Source organism: Chitinophaga polysaccharea (assembly GCF_007829335.1).
In the GTDB taxonomy this organism is placed as follows: Bacteria; Bacteroidota; Bacteroidia; order Chitinophagales; family Chitinophagaceae; genus Chitinophaga; species Chitinophaga polysaccharea_B.
On sequence record NZ_VIWO01000003.1, the window covers coordinates 459,945 to 480,954 of the forward strand.

Sequence of the window (21,010 nt, forward strand, 5' to 3'; positions counted from 1 at the left end):
ATAATTACTTTTTGCTTTAACCTATTTTAGCAGGTGCACCTTTCCAGGAGCACCTTTTTATTGGCGATTACCTGTTACCTGTCGTACTTTTTATGATATCCAGCTGAGCAATTTCCTTCCCGGCCAGGTATATTTTGCTGCCTTTTCTTGCCCTGGCAGCCACATTAAATCCTTTCCCGATTTCCAGCCAGTTTTGCCCGCCATCCGTTGAAATAGCCGTGCCAGAGGTACCGGTGGTAACGAGGAACCGGGGCGACTGGAAGGCCACGCATGATTTATAGCCTACCGGTGGTGTCTGGGGCGTTGTCCAGGTTTGGCCGCCATCGGTGGTAAGCAGGCAGTTGCCTTTGCTGGCGGTATCCTGTTTATAATCGCCGCCTACTGCTACCCCATCGCGGGCGTTACGGAAGGCAATGGAAAATACGCCGGTAGTACTGTTGCCCTGTACGGTTGGTATCGTATAGGCTTGCCAGTTACCAGTTTCTTTAAACAGCCTGGCTACGGTTCCGCCGGTGGCAAAATAAACTTTTTTCCCGGGAAGGTTGACTATGCTTGTGCCGCTGGCGGCAAAAATTGCTTCTCCTTCTTTCGCTACCGGCAAAATACCCGCCGGATCTGCTTCCCAGGAGAGTCCTCCATTATGTGTGCGAATGACAATAAATTTATGATCGATCGGATCGCCGATAGCGATTCCTTCTTTATCATCAAAAAACTGCATGGCATCGAAGAAGATCCCGGGGCGATGATCGGAGAAAACGCGGCGCCATGACTGGCCCCCATCTTCCGTCAGAAAAATAAGCGCAGGAGCGCCCGCATTCAGTACTATGGCTTTACGGTCATTAAAGGCATAAAGAGAGCGCCAGTCGCAGCTGTCGCCACCCGGCACCTGTGTCCATTGCCAGTGCGCACCGCCGTCAGTACTACGGCCTACCTGTCCGCCGGTACCAGAAGCCCACACAATATTATCTGTGACTACGCTCAGCCCTCGTATACTTTTTGCCGGCGGCGCCTGGGAAATGACTTTAATCTGGTATAAGGGAGCATGCTGCTGTGCCGATGCGGGTAGCCACCCCAGGAAGCAGCCCAGATATCCTATGAAAAATATATGAGAACGGCGGGCCGGCTTGCTGCTGGTAAACAGCCGCAGCAAGGCTTTGAACGAAAAGCGGCCGGATGAGGCCAGAGCGGTAGTCATAAAGTATATCATTTATTTCCAATCTGTTATCGGGAAGAAAATTACAAAATTGCTGCAAAGTGTGAGGCAGATTTATATATTTGCAAATTACCTGACCTGCTTACTTCAATACATTACTATAGTGCATCAACCGCGTCGCTTAAAAATGTTCGTCCTGTGCTGCTTATGGGGGATTATCTCCGGGGCGCTGCATGCACAGGATAAACCCTATATTTTTGATAGCTATAGTGTAAATGAAGGACTTTCTCAGAGTACGGTATTCGATATTACACGGGACGACCAGGGATTTATGTGGATTGCCACCCGCGATGGGGTGAACCGGTTTGATGGTTATACTTTCAATGAATACCGTTATAAGCCCAGTGCCTTATACAAGGCCGGGGAAGGTAAAGGGGAACTAGTACCCCGGGGAGCCACCGGCAGCAGCGCCGTTATCAATCGCTTTGATCTGAAGGGATATAAGGGCTTTTCTTTTTATAAAGATAGCCGTCATCAGCTGTTACTGGCGCATAACAACGGAATCAGCGTATACAACAAATACCGCAATAATTTCCGCACCCTACTGGAAGATACCTCCAATGTAAATGCAGAAGAGCGCGATGCCAACGTAAAATTCAGTATACTGGGCGAAGACACAGCCACTAATTCGTTGTGGGTATGGCGCCCTATGAAAGGCTTGTATATCCTGGATAATACCTCTTATGCCATCCGGCGTATTATTCTGTACCCGCCGCAGTTCCGGCAGAAAGGTATATTGCCATCGGCCATGATCAAAGACGGCAATACCATCTGGATGAATGGAGAGCCGGGGGAGCTGCTTTCCCTGAATACCAGGAACCTGCGTTTATCTACCTATTGTTTGCCGGGAGTAGGCGCCCAGCCATTGTTGCGGAGCCTGAACAAGGACTCGATGATTATCGTAAGTCCCGGGCATATTACCATCTTCAATAAACAAAGAAACAAGTTCAGTGACCTGGCCTTTGATGTGAAAAATGAGCGGGGCGAAGCTTTTGAGCCTGCTGTAGCAGAGCAGGACCAGTACGGAAATGTATGGATAGGCGGTAGTGATGGCGTGCTCATATATAGTATTACCCGTAATGAAATTATCCGTCATATTGTTAGTTTCAACACCTTTGAAACCCGTTCTTTCAATAACGTATCTTACCTGTACCGGGATAGCTCGGATAATATGTGGGTAGGCACAGATGGGGATGGTTTGAAGAAATATTCCCCGCATAAAAAGGTATTCAACCTGTACCGGTCGCCTTATATCACGCATAACATGGTGCAGGCGTTATATAAGCACGATGATGGGAAGCTCTATGTAGGGCTGATGCGTGACGGGCTGAACATTTATGCGGAAGGAGGCCGGTTCCTGGAGCGTATTTCAAACGAGTTATACCCGGGGAAATTTCCGGGAGATGACCTGGGTGCTATTTGCCGCGAAGATGCAGATCATTTGTGGCTGCATTTTGCAGAGATGCATATAGGCTTGTTCAATGTACAAACCAAGGCTTTCCAGGATCTCACTGGCAAAGTGACGGCGTTGGGATTGCCGAAGCAGCGTGATGCCTATCCGTTCCTGTTTAAACGTACCAATGGCGAACTGTATTTCAACTATGGCAGCTACCTGTTGTTATTCAACGATCTGCGCAGTGATACACGGACTGGTTATGAAGTAGCGGTGGTGCATAATTTTACCGACGAAACGCTGACCACCTATTTCGAAGATATGCTGGGTAACCAGTACGTAGGTACGAAATCAGCTTTGTATGTAAAGAAAACTACCGACTCGCGCTGGAAGTGGGTGCAATTGCCTTCTGGTACTACCGTGAAGTCGATCAACAAGAATGCACATAAAGAGCTGCTGGTGGCCACTAACAAAGGATTGTTTATCATCGACGAAGCCAACAATATCAAACAGCATTACAACAGCTACGACAATCCGAAACTAATTAACGACTACATGTATGGGGTGTTGTTGGACGATAAAGATAAAATTTGGGTGAGTCATAATAAGGGGTTATCGATGATTAATCCGTTAGGAGGAGAGATCACTACTTTTAATTATGAAGATGGGTTACAATCGAATGAGTTTAATACTGGTGCATTTTATAAATCGATAGACGGTGAGTTGTTTTTTGGTGGCATACGGGGTGTAAATGGCTTCTATCCTAAGAATTTCCGGGATAATCTGTCTAATGCCAAAGTGATTATTCGTCGTATGGAAGTGCTGGATAAGCCCTACGAATCCGATACGGCCATATCCCTGCTGAAGAAGGTGGAGCTGCCTTACAACCAGAACACGATTGCCATTGAGTTTGTGGCGCTGGAGTATACCAATCCGTTAAAGAACCGCGTGCAGTATAAGCTGGAAGGTGCGGATGAAGATTGGGTGCAGGCAGGTACATTCCGCATGGCCCGTTATACCAACCTGCATCCGGGCAGTTACACTTTTAAAGTGAGAGGATCTAATAATGATGATATCTGGAGCACGGTGCCTACCACATTGGAAATCGTGATTAAAATACCTTTCTGGCAATCATTGTGGTTCCGGTTTTTATTGTTGCTGTTGTTATTGGGAATTGCCTATTATTTTTCCACGCTGTATCTCGACTATAAGATACGGCATGAGAAGCTGAAGCTGGAAAAAGAGCAGGCGGTAGACCAGGAGCGGGCGCGTATTTCGAGCGATATGCATGATGACCTGGGATCGGGATTATCTACCATTCGCCTGTTGAGCGAAGTGGCCAAGCGTAAGATTAAGGACCCATCGCAAACGAGGGAAGTAGAGCGTATTTCAGAGACAGCAGGAGAGATGGTGGATAAAATGAGTGAGATTATCTGGGCGATGAGTTCTGCGAATGATTCACTGGCCAACCTGATTGCGTATATGCGGAGTTTTGCGGCGGAGTTCCTGGAGCATGCCCATATTACGCATCAGTTCTACATTCCTGAAACTATTCCCAATATCAAGCTGAGTGGAGGAACGCGGAGGAATATTTACCTGGCGGTGAAAGAATCGCTGCACAATGTGGTGAAACACGCGAAGGCTACAGAGGTAATTGTAGAGGTAAAAGTGCATAAGAATATGACGATTATGATTAAGGATAATGGGAAAGGATTTGACCAGGAGAAAGTGAGATTATTCGGTAATGGGTTGAAAAACATTCAGAAAAGAATGTTGTCTGTAGGGGGAAATGCCGATATTACATCGAACAATGGGACAATAGTTTTTCTCGATATCCCACTAAATTGACATACATTTGTTTTTAATAACATCTAAGTGTTATAATTCCTTTTAAACATGACGGTATACTCTAAGAAAAAGTCCCAGGATAACATGGACACTATCACCATTGCGATAGTAGAAGACAATCATGATATCCGCACGGCGATGGAATTGCTGATTAATGGTTCTGACGGTTACGCCTGTGTTGGTACTTTTAATAATGCAGAAACCGCAGTTGAACAGATCCCTCAATTGATGCCAAATGTAGTGCTGATGGATTTCAACCTGCCGGGAGGTATGAATGGCATAGAATGTATTGCCCAGCTGAAGCGGGACCATCCGGATATGCAATTTATGATGCTCACGGTATATGAAGATGACGACAAGATCTTTATGGCGCTGGAAGCAGGTGCCAGCGGGTACATTCTGAAGAAAACTTCACCAGGTGAATTGCTCGAAGCTATCCGCGATTTATATGATGGCGGTTCACCTATGAGCTCGCAGATAGCGAGAAGGGTGGTAGCATTTTTCCAGAAGCAGGCAAAGCCTAATCCGGCCCTGGAAGCGTTGACTACCAGGGAAAAGGAAATCCTGGATCAGTTGTCCAAAGGCTATCTTTATAAAGAGATTGCCAGCAATCTTTTCATCAGTATCGAAACAGTACGCCGCCACGTGCACAACATCTACGAGAAGCTGCATGTAAGAAGCCGCACCGATGCAGTAAATAAATACTATAACAGATAATGAAGAAGCTGAAGGCATAAAGCTGAAAGCAAAAAGCTATTGTAGCGAATGATATAAGCGGAGATATAATAATACTCACTGTTTTCATTCACTACAATAGCTTTTTGCTTTCAGCTTTATGCTTTTTGCTTAGCTTCCAGCTTTTTGGAAAGATTGTGCGCAGTCAGGACTACAGCGGCTATCAACAGACAGGTAAGCTTAAATAGAAGACCAGTTTTCATGAGATAGGGATTATACGGTTAATAGGTGAATACGGTAAAGTATAGACATAACACTCCCTGATGGCTAATGCCAGGCTGATGAAACTTGTAAAGGCTTGTGGTGCAGTGCCGGTTATAAAATAAACTAGTGAAAGAGGAATTGATTACCGCATCATTTGCCAGGAATCAAACTTTTGCATTAGCTGCAGAAATTTATTACCAATACGGTTATCCTGTTCTTTTTTGATAAAGTAGGTAGCTACCAGGGCCACTAATAATAGGACAGATAGCAGGATCAGACATAGTGTTTTCATAAGGACATAGGTTAGGATTGTTCAAAAATTAGACTGTTGTAAATATAGATAAATATTTGATATAAGTTTTATTTTGCATAATTTTTTTTATCCTATTACCGGTACTATGCCGGAAGAAATTTTTTCGGGGTAGAAAACGAATGATTCGCCTATTTTTAACAAGTCTTATTGTATTGATTGTCAGTATTGTAAGCATAGTGTATAACTTATACTTGGGATGATTCACTGAATCCTTTATTTTTGCCAGCAATCAGATTTTGCTAAAAGATTTAGTATCCTTGCAAAATTGAATACATCCTTGAAACAATAGTATTTAGGAAATTTAATATATATATGGCAAACACGGACAAAACGGATAACAAAGATCTATTTGCTTCCTATACGGAAGACTCCATACGGTCGCTGGACTGGCGGGAGCATATCCGCCTCCGGCCTGGTATGTACATTGGAAAGCTGGGAGATGGATCGAGTATGGATGACGGTATTTACATCCTCCTGAAGGAGGTAACCGACAACTGTATTGATGAGCATACCATGGGTTTCGGTAAACAGGTTGACATCAAGGTAACAGAGCATCATGTTACTGTCCGCGATTTCGGGAGAGGTATTCCCCTGGGAAAAGTGGTAGATGTAGTGAGTAAGATTAATACCGGCGCCAAATACGACAGCAAGGCCTTCCAGAAATCGGTAGGATTGAACGGTGTAGGTACGAAGGCAGTGAATGCTTTGTCGAGCTATTTCCGGGTACAATCTGTTCGCGACGGCCGTATAAAAGCCGCTGAGTTTGAAAGAGGCGTGCTGGTAAAAGAATATAAAGAAGGGACTACCACCGAAGCGAATGGTACCCAGGTTACATTTACACCGGATGAAACGGTATTTAAGAATTACCGTTTTATCCCTGAGTTCCTGGAAAACCAGATCTGGAATTATTGCTTCCTGAATGCTGGTCTCACGATCAATTTCAATGGCAAGAAATATCTTTCTAAAAATGGCTTGCTGGATTTGCTGCAACGCAAAACCAACGAAGATGAGCTGCGCTATCCTATTATCCACCTCAAAGGAGAAGACATAGAAGTAGCCATCACCCACGAGGGCCAATATGGCGAAGAATATTATTCCTTTGTAAACGGTCAACATACGACTCAGGGAGGTACTCACCTGGCAGCGTTTCGTGAAGCATTTGTAAAAACCGTTCGCGATTTCTACAAAAAAGATTACGATGCTACCGATATCCGCGCTTCTATTTGTGCTGCGGTTTCCATCAGGGTACAGGAGCCGGTTTTTGAATCGCAAACCAAAACCAAGCTGGGCTCACTGGTAGTATATGAAGGTGGTCCTTCTGTGAAAGCCTTTGTATTGGAATTCCTTTCCAAACACCTGGATGACTACCTGCACCGGAATCCTGCAGTAGCAGAAGCACTGAAGAAAAGAATAGAGCAGAGTGAGCGGGAGCGTAAAGAGCTGGCCGGGATTAAGAAACTGGCCAACGAAAGAGCTAAGAAAGCCAATCTCCATAACCGTAAACTGCGTGACTGCCGTTTACACCTGAATGATGAGCTGACGGGGAAAGACAAGGCAGAGCAGGAAGCCCGCCGTTTAAATTCTACTATCTTCATTACCGAAGGTGATTCTGCGAGTGGTTCCATTACCAAATCCCGCAACGTGGAAACACAGGCGGTATTTAGTTTACGAGGTAAGCCACTGAATAGTTACGGGTTGACCAAGAAGATCGTATATGAAAATGAAGAGTTCAACCTGTTACAGCATGCGCTCAATATCGAAGAGGGGCTGGAAGGACTGCGGTACAACAACATTGTAATTGCTACAGATGCCGACGTAGACGGGATGCACATCCGTTTGCTGTTGCTCACCTTCTTCCTGCAATTCTTCCCCGACCTGGTGAAGAACGGGCACGTATATGTCCTGGAAACGCCTTTGTTCCGGGTACGTAATAAACAGCAAACGCTTTACTGCTATACGGAAGAAGAGAAACAGAAAGCGGTAAAACAGCTGGGAGGTAAGCCTGAAATTACCCGCTTTAAAGGATTAGGTGAGATTTCCCCGGATGAGTTTAGCCGTTTTATTGGCGATGATATGCATATAGATCCGATTATTTTATCGAAAGATATACATATCCAGAAATTGCTGGAATATTATATGGGTAAGAATACCCAGACCCGCCAGGAGTTTATTATTAACAACCTGCGGTATGAAAAGGATTTAGTTGAAGAAACTGTATAGCTAGGTATATGGGTTTAGTACACATTGTTTTTGGTCAGTCTTCGGTACCGGTGTTGAACGAAGCCGTGGCGATGGATGAAAAGATGAGCGGAGAGTTACTCTGTTTTGAAGATGATCTGTCGGTTGGGCCCCTGTTTATACTGGACACCAAAGAAGGCCGGGCCGGGCGTAAGCAGTTCTGGATGCAGCTGGCAGGTGTTGCTTTGCCTGCGATAACAGCCGCCGAAACGGAAACCCCGGCAGCACCGGTAACGCCGGCAGATGAAGCACCGGAAGATGCCGACCGGTTCCAGGCGCTGAAAGCACAGCTGAAAGAAAACCCTGACCTGGAAGTATGGATCTGGGCCGGGCAAAATGCGCGGGATGTGTGTGGTTACTATTGGCTGGTAAGCCAGTTGTATGATTTTGCAGGCCGTATTCATATTATTTACCTCAACAACCTGCCTTTCCTGAATGAGAAAGGGGCGGTATTTTATCCTACCCATTTGCACCAGATTTTGCCAAAAGAATTCCTGAAAGCGAAGAAGCTGGCGCGTGCTATTTCCCTGGCGGAGTATGAGCTGGATGGAGATGAATGGCATCGCCTGATGAATGAGAATGCAGGTATTCGCCTGCTGGAAGGAGGAAAGAAAATTAAAGGAGAGCCCACCCTGTTTTATGATAAGGAGTTGCTGGCGCAGAGCGGAAAAGAATTTGTGAAAGCATGGCGGGTAGTGCAACAGGTAACTGGTAAGCTGAAATACCCGGTAATGGACCAATTCCTGGGTTGGCGGCTGAAAGAGCTGATCCGCGAGGGTAAGCTGGAAAGCAAAGGGGAGCTAAAAACCATCCGTGATTTTGAGGTGAAGCTACCAGGAGAAAATACGCCGGCAGAAAATACTGAAAACCCCCATACTGTATGATTAAGATAACACCGCTTGCGTTAATGGGCGCCGATGACCGCGGTAGTGGCTACTTTTGGGACTGTAACCGCACCGGCAATTTCGTGGTATGCTATCGCAATGCAGGTAGCAGCAGTGGGCAACATTACCACGAAGGCAAGCGGGATAACAAGAACCCGGAAATCATGTATCTCTTTACCGGCAAGGCTGCTATTCACTGGTGTGCAAAGGATGGAGATACTATTACCGTCAGCGAAGTAACCGCACCAGCAAGGGTAGAAATCCCCATCAATATATGGCATCAGCTGATTGCCATTACAGATTGCTGTTTTATAGAAATGAATTCCCTGGAAGATGTACAGCAGGACAGTGTCCGTGTATGGAGGCCCGATTTTGAAAAAATGATTAACGTAAAACCGTAAGTGTATTATACATGGATATGGAAAATAAAACATCAGACGAATCTCTGCACAATGTCATCCACGTGGGAGGCATGTATGAGAGCTGGTTCCTGGATTACGCTTCCTATGTAATCCTGGAGCGGGCCGTGCCCAGCATGGAAGATGGGTTGAAGCCTGTACAGCGTCGTATCCTGCATGCCATGAAAGAAATGGATGATGGCCGTTTTAATAAAGTGGCCAACGTCATCGGGCAAACGATGCAGTATCACCCGCACGGGGATGCTTCTATCAGTGATGCTATTGTAAACCTGGGTCAGAAAGACCTGCTCATCGAAACCCAGGGTAACTGGGGGGACGTAAGAACCGGTGATGACGCGGCGGCTGCCAGGTATATCGAGGCCCGCCTGTCGAAATTTGCCTTGGACGTAGCTTTTAATGCTAAAACTACTGCCTGGCAGCTGAGCTACGATGGCCGTAAAAACGAGCCATTGGCATTACCAATGAAGTTCCCGCTGCTGCTGGCACAAGGAGCAGAAGGTATCGCCGTAGGGCTGTCTACCAAAATATTACCACATAACTTCTGCGAGCTGATAGAAGCCGCCGTGAAGTACCTCAGAGGCCGGAAATTTGAGCTGTATCCCGATTTTACCACGGGTGGTATGATAGATATCGCCAACTACAACGATGGTAAACGCGGTGGAAAAGTAAGGGTACGTGCGCATATTGAAGAAAAGGATAAAAAGACACTGCTGGTAAAGGATGTACCGCATGGTATTACTACCACCCAGCTGATGGAGTCGATCGTAAAGGCAAACGACAGCGGTAAAATCAAGATCAAAAAGGTAGTGGATAATACCGCTGCCGATGTGGAAATTGAAGTGCAGCTGGCGCCTGGTATTTCTCCGGATATTACCATCGATGCGCTTTATGCCTTTACGGATTGTGAAATTTCCATTTCTCCGAATGCCTGCGTAATTGTTAACGACAAGCCGCAATTTCTGACGGCATCCGACTTGCTGAAAGCTTCTGTTGATTATACCAAAGACTTGCTGAAGCAGGAACTGGAAATCAAATTGGCGGAACTGCAGGAAAAATGGCATTATACGTCCCTGGAAAAGATCTTCTTTGAAAAAGGAATCTACAAGGAACTGGAGCAAAAACATAAAGACTGGGAAGCCGTACTGACAGCGATCGATAAAGGATTTAACCCGTACAAGAAGCAATTGAAACGCGAAATTACCCGTGAAGATATTGTGAAGTTAACGGAGAAACCTGTACGTCGTATCTATCGCCTGGATATCAACGAGCTTAACGAGCAGATCAAAGGTATTGAGGCAGATATTAAAGAGGTGAAGCATCATTTAGCTAACCTGGTTGACTATACGGTGGCTTATTATGACAACCTGCTGAAGAAATATGGTAAAGGCCGGGAGCGTAAAACACTCATTAAAACCTTCGATACCATCCAGGTGGCGCAGGTGGCCATTGCCAATACGAAGATATATGTGAACCGGGCAGATGGGTTTATCGGTACTTCCCTGAAGAAAGATGAGTTTGTAGCCGATTGCTCCGACCTGGATAATATCATCGTATTCCGCCGTGATGGTAAGATGCTGGTGACTAAAGTAGCCGATAAAACATTTGTGGGTAAGGATATTATCCACGTAGATATCTTCCGCAAGAACGACGAACGTACTACCTACAACATGATCTATGTAGAAGGTAAAACGGGCGTAAGTTATGCGAAGCGCTTCAATGTAACCGGTGTTACCCGCGACAAGGAGTATGAGCTGGCACATAAAGGAGAGAAAAATTCCAAGGTGCATTATTTCTCTGCCAATCCGAATGGGGAAGCAGAAGTGGTGACGATCAAGCTGAGTCCGAACTGTAGCGCCCGTAACAAGGAATTTGACCTTTTCTTTGAGCAGATTGCCATCAAAGGGCGTAGCTCCATGGGAAATGTAGTGACCAAGTATCCTATCCGCGGGGTGAAGTTTAAGGAAAAAGGCGTATCAACACTCGCGGGGCAGAAGATCTGGTACGATACCGAAACTGGCCGTTTAAATACGGAAGAACGTGGGGTATATATAGGTGCCTTTGAGGGTGACGACAAAATATTTGTGGCGTTTAAGAATGGTACCTATGAATTGACCAATTACGACCTTACGAATCGTTACGAGTCGAATGATGTTGTATATATTGAGAAATTCAACCCGGAAAAAACAGTCACCGCCATCTATTTTGATGCGGATAAGAAACAGTTCAATGTAAAACGTTTCCGTATTGAAACGCAGACATTGAACAATAAATTCCTGTTCATCAAGGAGGGCGCTGCTAATTACCTGGAGATGGTGACAACCCATTCCCAACCGGTTGTATTGCTGAAAACAGGCAAGAAACGCAGCCCGGAAGAGGAAGAAATAGACCTTTCCGAGTTCGTGGAAGTAACCGGCTGGAAAGCTGTAGGGACAAGGATTGCCGGCGATGACCTGATCAGTGCTGAATTGCTGTCGGAAGACGAAGATCCGGATCCTAATGAAGAAGGACCGTCAAGCGGCGGACAAGGGGAATTATTTTAGCAGCCGAAAGCTCAAGGCATAAAGCCATTGTAGCGAATGACACCAGCGGATATTGATAAATACTCGCATTGCTCATTCACTACAATGGCTTTTTGCTTTATGCTTTAAGCTTTCCGCTTTTACCGTTTTTTTTCCTTAACAATTAAATAAAACAGTATCTTAATATGGATGTTTAATTTGCACCTGTCCATATTTTTATTGTTGGGATGAAATACGAGAACTTAGCCGAAACTGAACTGTTACAATTGATTGCCGCTGATAATGGCGCCGCTTATGAGGTATTGTATAACAGGTATTGGCAACCGCTTTTTCTTTTTGCCTACAAGCGGCTGAAAAATAAGGATGAATCGAAAGATGCTGTGCAGGATGTATTTATCAATTTATGGAAGCGAAGAAACACCCTGCAGTTAACAGCTTCCCTGCGAACTTATCTTTTCACCGCAGTCCGGTATGAGTTACTGCGAAAAATAGCACAGTCGAAGAAAACATCAGGTAGCGAGGAAATGATGTTAATGCCGGTAGAAGCGGCTACTATGGATATGTTGAATGAGAAGGAACTGCAGCATGCGTTGACCATCGCTATTGATCATTTACCGGCTAAAATGAAAGAAATCTATTTACTGAGCCGGCACCAACATAAACCTGTTGCTATCATAGCGGAGGAATTATCTTTATCTGAACAAACCGTGAAAAACCAGCTTTCCAAAGCCTTGCTGCGACTGCGTCAGCATTTAAAAGAAGCAACCGTTATCCCGGTGCTCTTTCCCTGCATTTTTTATTTCCTTAACATTTAGTTAACATATTGGAATGGTACTACCTTCGGGTTTAAGATGCTTCACTATAGCATGAGTACATCTGAATTTAAAAGTATTGTTGAACGTTACCTGAAAGGAGAGGCCAGTGCCGTCGACCAGGCGATGATTGAGGCCTGGCTGGCCGCTACGGAGGATAACCCGGTAGACCTGACTGCCGATGAGTTATCGGAAATCCGTGTGGATATGCTCCAACACCTGAGAATTCAGAATGGGTATACCCTCGCAGAAGAGAAGCCCGTGGGTACTACCGCATACCCGGAAATAAGGGAGCGGCGGTTACTATCCTGGCTACAGCGCATAGCGGCAGTATTGGTAGTAGCTATCAGTGTGGGAGCTTTATTTTACTGGGGGCGTACCTTCACCCGTACCAGGCCTCCGGTAGCAGCAGTGAGTACGCCGGCGCCAGTTACCATTTACCGGATGAGGGTAGTGGCCACCGATGCTGTCCGGAGAGTGACGCTGCCCGACAGTTCTATCGTGATGCTAAACCGTGCGAGTAGCCTGTATTATACCATTCCATTTGATCATGCAGCGCGGGAAATATATATGGAGCGCGGAGAGGCCTTTTTCCAGGTGAAGCAACTGGCCGTCCATCCGTTTATTGTACATGCGGCAAAAACCAGGACGACCGTATTAGGTACTTCTTTTAATATTCGTATATCCGATAACGTTAAATCGATCAGAGTAGTAGTAAAAACCGGGAAGGTACAGGTAGCCACCGGTTTATCCATAGCAGACAGTACCCGGCAGCTGAAGCCGGAGCAGGGCGTTGAAATTAATACCGTTCATAATAGTATACGCACCTTTTTCCAGCCCGCAAATAGCATTACTTCCTGGTATGATGGCGTGCTGGAATTTCAACAGAATACCATGAAAGAAGTGGCAGAAGCATTAGAAAATCGCTACCAGGTCCGTATCCGGCTGGGCTCACCTGCCACGCAGCAATGCCGCGTTTCGGGCAACTTTACCAGGAGTCATACTATCACTGAAGTATTGGACGCTATATGCCTTGTACATCGTTTGTCTTACAAAAAGAAGAACAATGAATTTTTCATCTATTAATTAATAAATAAAAAACCGGCTATGCGCTAACATAACCGGTCACTTGTTTTGCTGACTAATCCTTCCGTAACGCTAATTACCGGATGAGGCAGCGTGTTTTTAATTCAACATAAAAACTGTTCAAATTTATGAAAAATGTAGCAAGCAATTCTACAATCCGTTATCTTATGCGCCTAAGTTTACTGACAACCTGCCTGGCCGTGGCAAGCTTGTCTTTGTGGGCCAAAAGCCTGGAGGGGCAATCTCTCAAAAAGAATGTGTCTCTTAAAGTAACCGGCACTAACCTTAACCGTATCTTACAGCAGATTGCACGTCAAACGCACCTGCGCCTGATCTACGATGCAAAAGAGGCCGACAATTACTACATGGATTCGCTGGATACAAGGGTACGCCCGGCAGACGCACTGCTGGATTCTCTGCTGGCGCCTACCACGTTGGCGTATCGCGAGGTGAATGACCTGCTGGTAATTTATCATAAAGATGAACAGGAGTTTGGCCTGCACGGAAAGGTGATAGACGAAGGGAGTAAGACGCCGTTGCCGGGTGTAACGGTGTCATTAAAGGGCACCAAACGCGGTAACGTTACCAACGCGGAAGGTGGCTTTACGCTGGCTTCCGTAAAGCCAGGTGATGTGCTGGTGATATCGTATGTGGGTTACGAAACAAGAGAAGTGATTGTTTCCAACGATACTTTTCTGACCATCGCCCTGAAAAGCAGCAATGCCCGCATCAATGAGTTGGTGGTGGTAGGTTACGGTACCCAAAAGAAAGTAAACCTTACCGGCGCCGTGAGCCAGATCGATGCCAGTGCCATCGAAAGCCGCCCTATAGCTAACCTCGGACAAGCCCTGCAGGGTGCTATTCCTAACCTGAACATTAATTTTGGCGACGGCCGCCCTGGTGGTAGCGCCTCACTGAATATACGTGGCTTTACCTCCATCTCCGGTGGCGCTCCTCTGGTACTCATAGATGGTATTCCTGCTAACATCAATACCGTAAACCCCCGGGATATTGAATCGGTATCAGTATTAAAGGATGCCTCCTCTGCTGCTATATATGGCGCCCGTGGCGCGTTTGGTGTGATATTGGTAACCACCAGGAAAGGAAAGTCCGGCAAAATGCAGATCAATTATGGCACTAACTACGGTTGGGCTACGCCTACTACCAGCACCAATTTTATTACCAGTGGCTATGATGCCGCTATGCTCAATGATGAAGCATTTAAAATTACCCTGGGAAAAACCTACACCGGTTATACCGATGAAGACTACGCCGAATTGCTGAAAAGAAAAACAGATCCTACTTTACCTTCTGTTGTTATACAGAACCGCAAGGGGAAAGATATGTACATCTATTACGGAAATACCGACTGGTGGCATACGATGTTCCGCGATGAGCTGCCATCACTGGAGCATAGCCTGAACGTAAGCGGCGGATCCGATAAAATCAACTACCTGGTATCAGGCAGGGTATATCAGAAGAAAGGGATGATGCGCATTTCGCAGGATGTATATAATTCCTATAACTTCCGCGCGAAGCTGGAAGCAGAAGTAAAACCCTGGCTGACATTAACCAGCAACACCCAGTTTAATGCCAACGACTATACCTATCCTGGCAGTTCCGTTAACGGAAACTTTGTTTCTGTAAGCGTCCACGCGTTACCGTCATATGTACCCGTAAATCCCGATGGTACTGCTACCTATCGTACAGAGCTGAATAACTACACCATCGGAGATGGTATATACGCCGATCTGCTGCATGGTAAAAGCAAGGGTGCTACCAAACAAACAGAACTGATTAATACCGTTGGAGCCGTGTTTAAAATTACGCCCGACTTTAATATTAATGCCAACTACTCACTGACAGTCATTAACGGCAACAGCTATCACCGGCAAACAGCCTCTCCCTGGTCTATTTTCCCGGGCATCATCAGTTATGTAAATAATGATGATCTGTGGCAACAAGACGATAACTGGACCAACCAGGTGGTAAACCTGTATGGCAATTATAACAAACGTTTTGGCAAACATTCCCTTAGTCTTACTGCCGGGGTGAATGGTGAATTACAACGGTATCGCATGTTGTATTCGCAGCGGAAAGATGTGCTATCAGAAGATTTGAACGAAGTGGCGCTGGGCACCGGCGATGCTACTGTAAACAGCGACAGGCAGGAGTTGGCGTTGCTTGGCGCTTTCGGTCGTGCAGCCTATAGCTACGCCGATAAGTACCTGGTAGAATTTAACGGTCGCTATGATGGTTCTTCCCGCTTCCCTTCTTCCCGTCGCTTTGGCTTCTTCCCTTCAGTATCTGCCGGATGGCGTATGAGCGAGGAAGCGTTTTTTGCGCCGGTGAAGAACGTGATCAACGATATCAAATGGCGGGCATCTTATGGTGCATTGGGCAACCAGGACGTGCGTAACAACAACTATCCTTATATCCCGATCATGGGAATGGGTACTTTAAGTTATATCACCGAAGGCAAACGTACGCAGTATGTAAGCCTCCCTGCGCCTATTTCTCCCAGCCTTACCTGGGAAAAGGTCAACTCCACCAACTTCGGGGTAGATATGAGCTACCTGCGCAACAGGTTGAATGTAACGTTCGATTGGTATGTGCGTAATACCAAAGATATGTTGACCAAAGGTATGACGCTGCCTGGTGTTTTTGGCGCTTCAGAACCCCGGGAAAACGCAGCAGACCTGAGATCCAAAGGTTGGGAAGTGAACGTAGACTGGCGCAATTCACTGAAGGTAGCCGGCAAAGCGTTTACTTATAATGTTGGATTTAACGTTGCTGACTTTAAAGCAGAAATTACCCGCTTCGATAATCCCAACAAAATTCTGAGCGATTATTATACCGGTCAGCGTTTAGGGGATATCTGGGGCTACAGCATCGCCGGATATTTCCAGTCAGATAAAGAAGCGGCCGAGTGGAAAGTAGACCAGACGCAGGTAGGTAATAACATTTTCTCTGCTCCCGGTGAATGGGGTAAACTCCGCGCAGGCGACCTCAAGTTTATGGACCTCAATGGCGATGGTATTATCAACAAGGGAAAGAATACACTGGAAGATCATGGTGACCAGAAAATAGTAGGTAATTCGCTGCCTCGTTATACATTCGGTATCCGGGGTGGAGCAGACTGGAATGGTATTGATTTCAGTTTCTTCTTCCAGGGTGTGGGCCATCAGAACTGGTATCCCGGCGCCAACGCAGATAAGTTCTGGGGACCTTTCTCCCGTCCGTATATGTCTTTTATTCCGACAGATTTTGCCGATAAATTGTGGAGCCCTGAAAACCCCAACAGCTATTTCCCGCGGTTGAGAGGATATATCGCCCTGAACGATAATGGATCATTAAAAGAGAACAACGATAAATACATGCAGGACCTGGCTTATATCCGTTTGAAAAGCGTGATAGTAGGTTATTCCCTGCCGGAGACTTTGCTGAAACGTATTAAGCTTACCCGTTGCCGCATTTACCTGAGTGGAGAAAACCTGCTCACTTTCACCAAGCTGAAAAGCAGGTACCTGGATCCGGAGCAGCTGACCACCGATCCTAACCTGGTTAAAACAGATGTGAATGGCCGTGTATATCCTTTCAGCAAAACGTTTTCTGCCGGTCTGGATATCAGTTTTTAATGTTTACCAACGAAAAAGAAATGACGATGAAACAAATCAACTTACTTATCATATGCTTGCTGGGACTGATGATCGGCTCCTGTAATAAATTTATGGACAGAGACCCGCTGGCGAAAATTTCTCCCGATAACTTCTTTAAAACAGAAAAGGATTTACGGTTGTACGTAAACTCCATGTATACCATGGTGCCGGATGCAGAGGGCATCTACAACGAAGACATGGACAATGTGGTAAAATCGAGCACTTCTGAGTTTCTCACCGGCAAGCGTCAGGTGCCGGTAACCGGTGGGGGATGGACCTGGACCGAGTTGAGGAAAATCAATTATTTCCTGGTCAATTGCAATAAGGTGTTGCCTTATTCCACTACCCGCAAGTATGTAGGCGCCGCTAAATTTTTCCGCGCCTGGTTTTATTTTGAGATGGTTAAAAAGTTTGGAGATGTGCCTTGGTACACTACTCCGTTGGATGTAAATGACAAGGCGCTGCTGCAAAAAGCGAGGGACCCGCGTAAGCTGATAATGGATTCCGTGATGGCAGATATTGATTCGGCAATTGTGTCATTGGATGGTGTTAAGAGTAATGAGCTGGTGACTAAATGGACTGCCCTGGCATTGAAAGCACGTATTGGTTTGTTTGAAGGCACTTTCCGCAAGTATCACAAGGAATTCAATTTACCGGATGAGAACAAATTCCTGCAGGCCGCTGCAGATGCTGCTGCCCAGCTAATGGCCGGCGGACAGTATCGTATTTTTACCAGCAGCCCTAATGTAGCTTACCGCGATTTATTTGCTACCAAGAATGCCAATCCGGATGAAATTATTTTGAGCAGGAAATATAGTGCAGGACTGCAACTGTATCATAACGCCAACTACTATACGATTACTGCTTCCTACGGACAACCGGGGCTGGAGAAGAGTTTGGTAAACAGTTACCTGATGAAGGATGGTACCCGTTTTACGGATCAGCCAGGGTATGATAAAATGCAGTTTTTCCAGGAATGCCAGGGCCGCGATCCACGGTTAGCCCAAACCATCCGCACCCCTGGTTATACGCGTATTGGTAATACCAATAAACTGGTGCCGGATTTTGGCGCCGCGGTTACAGGATACCAGGTGATCAAATATGTGACCGACGAATCGCAGGATTCTTATGTGAAGAACGATAATGACATGCCGGTGTTTCGCTATGCGGAAGTATTACTTAACTACGCTGAAGCGAAAGCAGAGTTAGGGCAATTAACGCAGGCCGATCTTGATCAGACGATCAAGTTAGTGCGCAACCGGGTAGGTATGCCTGGCCTGGATATGGCGGCAGCTAATGCCAATCCTGATCCTTATGAGGCTGCCCGTTACAGCAATAAAAATATCAGTGGCGTTCTCCTGGAGATCCGCCGTGAGCGCCGTATAGAACTGCTAATGGAAAATTTCCGCTGGAATGATATCTGTCGCTGGAAAGAAGGAACGATGCTTACCAGACAGTTTAAGGGCATGTATTTCCCTGGCACCGGTTCATTTGACCTGGATAACGACGGCAAAGTGGATATCGTGATCTATGAAGGCACCAAACCAACAGGACCGAAAGGACCAGCTTACCTGAAACTGGGATCAGAAATAGACCTGGAAAATGGTACCTCCGGAGGCGCTATTGTTGTAAACCGGAATATCGGTAAAACCTTCAACGAAACACGTGATTACCTGTATCCTGTACCTATACAGGAACGTACGCTGAACAGGAATCTGACACAGAATCCCAATTGGAATGATGGACTATAACAACGATGATCAAGGCCGGGAGCATTTGCTTCCGGCCTTGATTCGTTTTAAATTTTGCCTCCCATATTGGTGATTATCGTTTCCAGGAAACGGATAGTAGCCAGGTATTCTTCCACCGTAGTTCCTTCCAGTACTTTTTTCCGGTTTTCTTCCTGTAAGGCTGCTATTTCTGCATAAGCGGTTTTCCCTTTTTCGGTAAACATATACAGGTCTTCAGTCTGCTGCAGCCATTCCCGGGCCACCAGTGCAGCCATCACCTCATCGAGTTCTTCAACGGTCAGGAACTTGTCGACCATGTGATAGTATAGTTGTTTGCTGATTTTTCCGTGTTTGTCGATGCTTTTCAGTACCTGCCAGTGAAACCGGTTAATGCCGTGCGTTTCAAAAGCAGCGTTGGTGAAGGCGGTGATCAGGCTGTCGGCTTCTTTCAGGTACCAGCCAATGGGAAGTTTGTGGGCAATGTCGGGTTGCATAAAAGTGCTTTTAATCGTTGACAGGTGTAGTAACCTCTATCAAAAATGTATCAAATAAAAAATAGAATCCATAGGTTTTACGCATGAACTGCGGCGCTTGTGTTGCAGGGATGTCGCCCTGTAGCAGGCGTTCGTGCATCTGGTTCACAGCAGCCTGGCTATCCAGGTAAAATCCTATGTGAAAGGTATCCGGGTAAGTGTGATTGCCTTTCTCGTTAAAACGTTGGTGCATCAGCACCAACACAAAGTTGTCGGGGCCTTTCAAAACAGAAAGGGCATCGTTGGGTTTAGGGTCCGTACAGGTAAAGTCGAAGTAGGTTTCGAATAAAGCGCGTGTTGCCGGCACATCCTGCACGCTGAGGTTGAGGTGATTTAATTGCATGTTTAAACAGATAATAAATGAATGTTCGCTCTTTTAAGTGCAAATATAAACGAATGATTGTTCTTTTATAAATTATTTTTTTTGAGAAATGGAGGTGCTGCCTATTGTTTCTTTTTTTGGGCCGGTTTCTTCGGAGCTGGTTGTTCCAGATAGTCTTCCGCACTTTTAGGCTGGGTCATGCTTTTCTTTTTCTGGTCCAGTGGCAGGGGAGTAGGAGCGCCTTTTCCCAATGGAATGGCATCATGGAAGATTTTATCGACATGCATCCACTTACCGGCTGCCCATTTAAAACCTTCATAGTCCATATCGGATACATAGGTATATTTTTTCCCGGGTTCATTGGTTTCGGATATCAGGTGATCAAATACGATCATATCCAGGTCTTTATTATAGTTCAATGTGGCCGTGCTTTCCTTTTTATATTCTATGATAAAACGATTTCTGACCGGTTTAGGGGCGCTATCTTCTGCAAAGCTGAAGTAGGGACCGCCGAATACCGGCACACCGTTTTTAAACGTCAGCATTTCAATTATTTTCTTCTGGCTACGTGGGTTATTGGCATCCCAGCCAAAGAGCGTATAAAACTCCTGGTTGAAATAATGACGGTGAATGATATTGTAATACAGGCAACCGTACCAGGACTTGTTGTTGGTAATCGTGTCGGTATTAGTCATAAAGTCGGAGGCATCAAATAATGGAAACAATTTGAGTGTTCCATCGGGCGTATTCATCTGGATGGCCCCAAAATGCCTGTAGAAGCCATTTTCATGTTCAAGTGCCCAGGTAAAGATCCGGAAGGTACTATCCTGTGGATACTGAATGGATACTGTTTTCAGCGAATCGAACCGGAAACGGAAAGAATATTTTGTTTTCAATGCCCGCACCAGGAGGGGAATGAACTCATCTGTGGCCCTGGTCCGGCCATCGTCGCCTTTGCCGCTAAAGATTTCCTGGCTTAGTGCCTGCAGGGTATCCTGGTCGCGCTTCAGCTGTTTTAAGCCGGCAGCATCTGGTTGCTGTGCATAGATGAGTAAGCTGATAAGGAGCAGGATAATTGACAGGAGTGATTTTTTTGCCATAT

The 21,010-nt window shown here is 45.9% G+C and carries 15 protein-coding genes; 10 read left to right on the plus strand and 5 right to left on the minus strand.

The features are described 5' to 3' along the window. Nucleotides 1-67: 67 nt before the first annotated feature. Nucleotides 68-1,195, minus strand: a complete 1,128-nt coding sequence (locus FHW36_RS13475; protein ID WP_145669586.1) for a beta propeller repeat protein — start codon at nucleotides 1,193-1,195, stop codon at nucleotides 68-70. Between the two features lie 145 nt (nucleotides 1,196-1,340). Between FHW36_RS13475 and FHW36_RS13480 the strand changes: the two genes are divergently transcribed. Next, nucleotides 1,341-4,454: a sensor histidine kinase gene (locus FHW36_RS13480; RefSeq protein WP_145669597.1), complete on the plus strand. Its 3,114-nt coding sequence runs from the start codon at nucleotides 1,341-1,343 to the stop codon at nucleotides 4,452-4,454. Between the two features lie 48 nt (nucleotides 4,455-4,502). Next, entirely contained in the window at nucleotides 4,503-5,171 is a 669-nt protein-coding gene (locus FHW36_RS13485) for a response regulator transcription factor (protein ID WP_145669627.1), read from the plus strand. 364 nt (nucleotides 5,172-5,535) lie between these two features. Here the strand turns inward: FHW36_RS13485 and FHW36_RS30505 are convergent, their stop codons facing one another. Then, complete coding sequence (locus FHW36_RS30505) at nucleotides 5,536-5,685, minus strand: hypothetical protein (RefSeq protein WP_168740448.1); 150 nt, start codon at nucleotides 5,683-5,685, stop codon at nucleotides 5,536-5,538. A 333-nt stretch (nucleotides 5,686-6,018) separates the two neighbouring features. Between FHW36_RS30505 and FHW36_RS13490 the strand changes: the two genes are divergently transcribed. The 8 genes from FHW36_RS13490 (at nucleotide 6,019) to FHW36_RS13525 (ending at nucleotide 19,074) form a co-directional block, all read left to right on the plus strand. Next, complete coding sequence (locus FHW36_RS13490; RefSeq protein WP_145669637.1) at nucleotides 6,019-7,926, plus strand: DNA topoisomerase IV subunit B; 1,908 nt, start codon at nucleotides 6,019-6,021, stop codon at nucleotides 7,924-7,926. A gap of 8 nt (nucleotides 7,927-7,934) precedes the next feature. After that, nucleotides 7,935-8,828 carry a DUF1835 domain-containing protein gene (locus FHW36_RS13495; RefSeq protein ID WP_145669646.1) on the plus strand — a complete coding sequence of 298 codons (894 nt, stop codon included), beginning with the start codon at nucleotides 7,935-7,937 and terminating at the stop codon, nucleotides 8,826-8,828. Then, nucleotides 8,825-9,229 carry a hypothetical protein gene (locus FHW36_RS13500; protein WP_145669656.1) on the plus strand — a complete coding sequence of 135 codons (405 nt, stop codon included), beginning with the start codon at nucleotides 8,825-8,827 and terminating at the stop codon, nucleotides 9,227-9,229. Before FHW36_RS13495 ends, FHW36_RS13500 begins: the two co-directional genes overlap by 4 nt. A gap of 17 nt (nucleotides 9,230-9,246) precedes the next feature. Continuing rightward, nucleotides 9,247-11,787 carry a DNA gyrase/topoisomerase IV subunit A gene (locus tag FHW36_RS13505; protein ID WP_246121149.1) on the plus strand — a complete coding sequence of 847 codons (2,541 nt, stop codon included), beginning with the start codon at nucleotides 9,247-9,249 and terminating at the stop codon, nucleotides 11,785-11,787. Nucleotides 11,788-11,993: 206 nt separating this feature from the next. Beyond that, nucleotides 11,994-12,581 (plus strand): RNA polymerase sigma factor, encoded by a 588-nt coding sequence (locus tag FHW36_RS13510; protein ID WP_145669671.1) that lies wholly within the window; start codon nucleotides 11,994-11,996, stop codon nucleotides 12,579-12,581. Between the two features lie 51 nt (nucleotides 12,582-12,632). Then, nucleotides 12,633-13,664: a FecR family protein gene (locus FHW36_RS13515; RefSeq protein ID WP_186452427.1), complete on the plus strand. Its 1,032-nt coding sequence runs from the start codon at nucleotides 12,633-12,635 to the stop codon at nucleotides 13,662-13,664. A 167-nt stretch (nucleotides 13,665-13,831) separates the two neighbouring features. Then, entirely contained in the window at nucleotides 13,832-17,302 is a 3,471-nt protein-coding gene (locus FHW36_RS13520) for a SusC/RagA family TonB-linked outer membrane protein (RefSeq protein WP_222429071.1), read from the plus strand. Between the two features lie 26 nt (nucleotides 17,303-17,328). Further along, nucleotides 17,329-19,074 carry a RagB/SusD family nutrient uptake outer membrane protein gene (locus FHW36_RS13525; RefSeq protein ID WP_145669680.1) on the plus strand — a complete coding sequence of 582 codons (1,746 nt, stop codon included), beginning with the start codon at nucleotides 17,329-17,331 and terminating at the stop codon, nucleotides 19,072-19,074. 47 nt (nucleotides 19,075-19,121) lie between these two features. Here the strand turns inward: FHW36_RS13525 and FHW36_RS13530 are convergent, their stop codons facing one another. The 3 genes from FHW36_RS13530 to FHW36_RS13540 all read right to left on the minus strand — a co-directional run bounded on the left by FHW36_RS13530 (nucleotide 19,122) and on the right by FHW36_RS13540 (nucleotide 21,008). Continuing rightward, complete coding sequence (locus FHW36_RS13530; protein ID WP_145669683.1) at nucleotides 19,122-19,547, minus strand: MarR family winged helix-turn-helix transcriptional regulator; 426 nt, start codon at nucleotides 19,545-19,547, stop codon at nucleotides 19,122-19,124. Nucleotides 19,548-19,557: 10 nt separating this feature from the next. After that, nucleotides 19,558-19,929: a VOC family protein gene (locus FHW36_RS13535; RefSeq protein ID WP_145669686.1), complete on the minus strand. Its 372-nt coding sequence runs from the start codon at nucleotides 19,927-19,929 to the stop codon at nucleotides 19,558-19,560. A 101-nt stretch (nucleotides 19,930-20,030) separates the two neighbouring features. Continuing rightward, nucleotides 20,031-21,008: a hypothetical protein gene (locus FHW36_RS13540; protein WP_145669689.1), complete on the minus strand. Its 978-nt coding sequence runs from the start codon at nucleotides 21,006-21,008 to the stop codon at nucleotides 20,031-20,033. Between the last annotated feature and the right edge of the window lie 2 nt (nucleotides 21,009-21,010).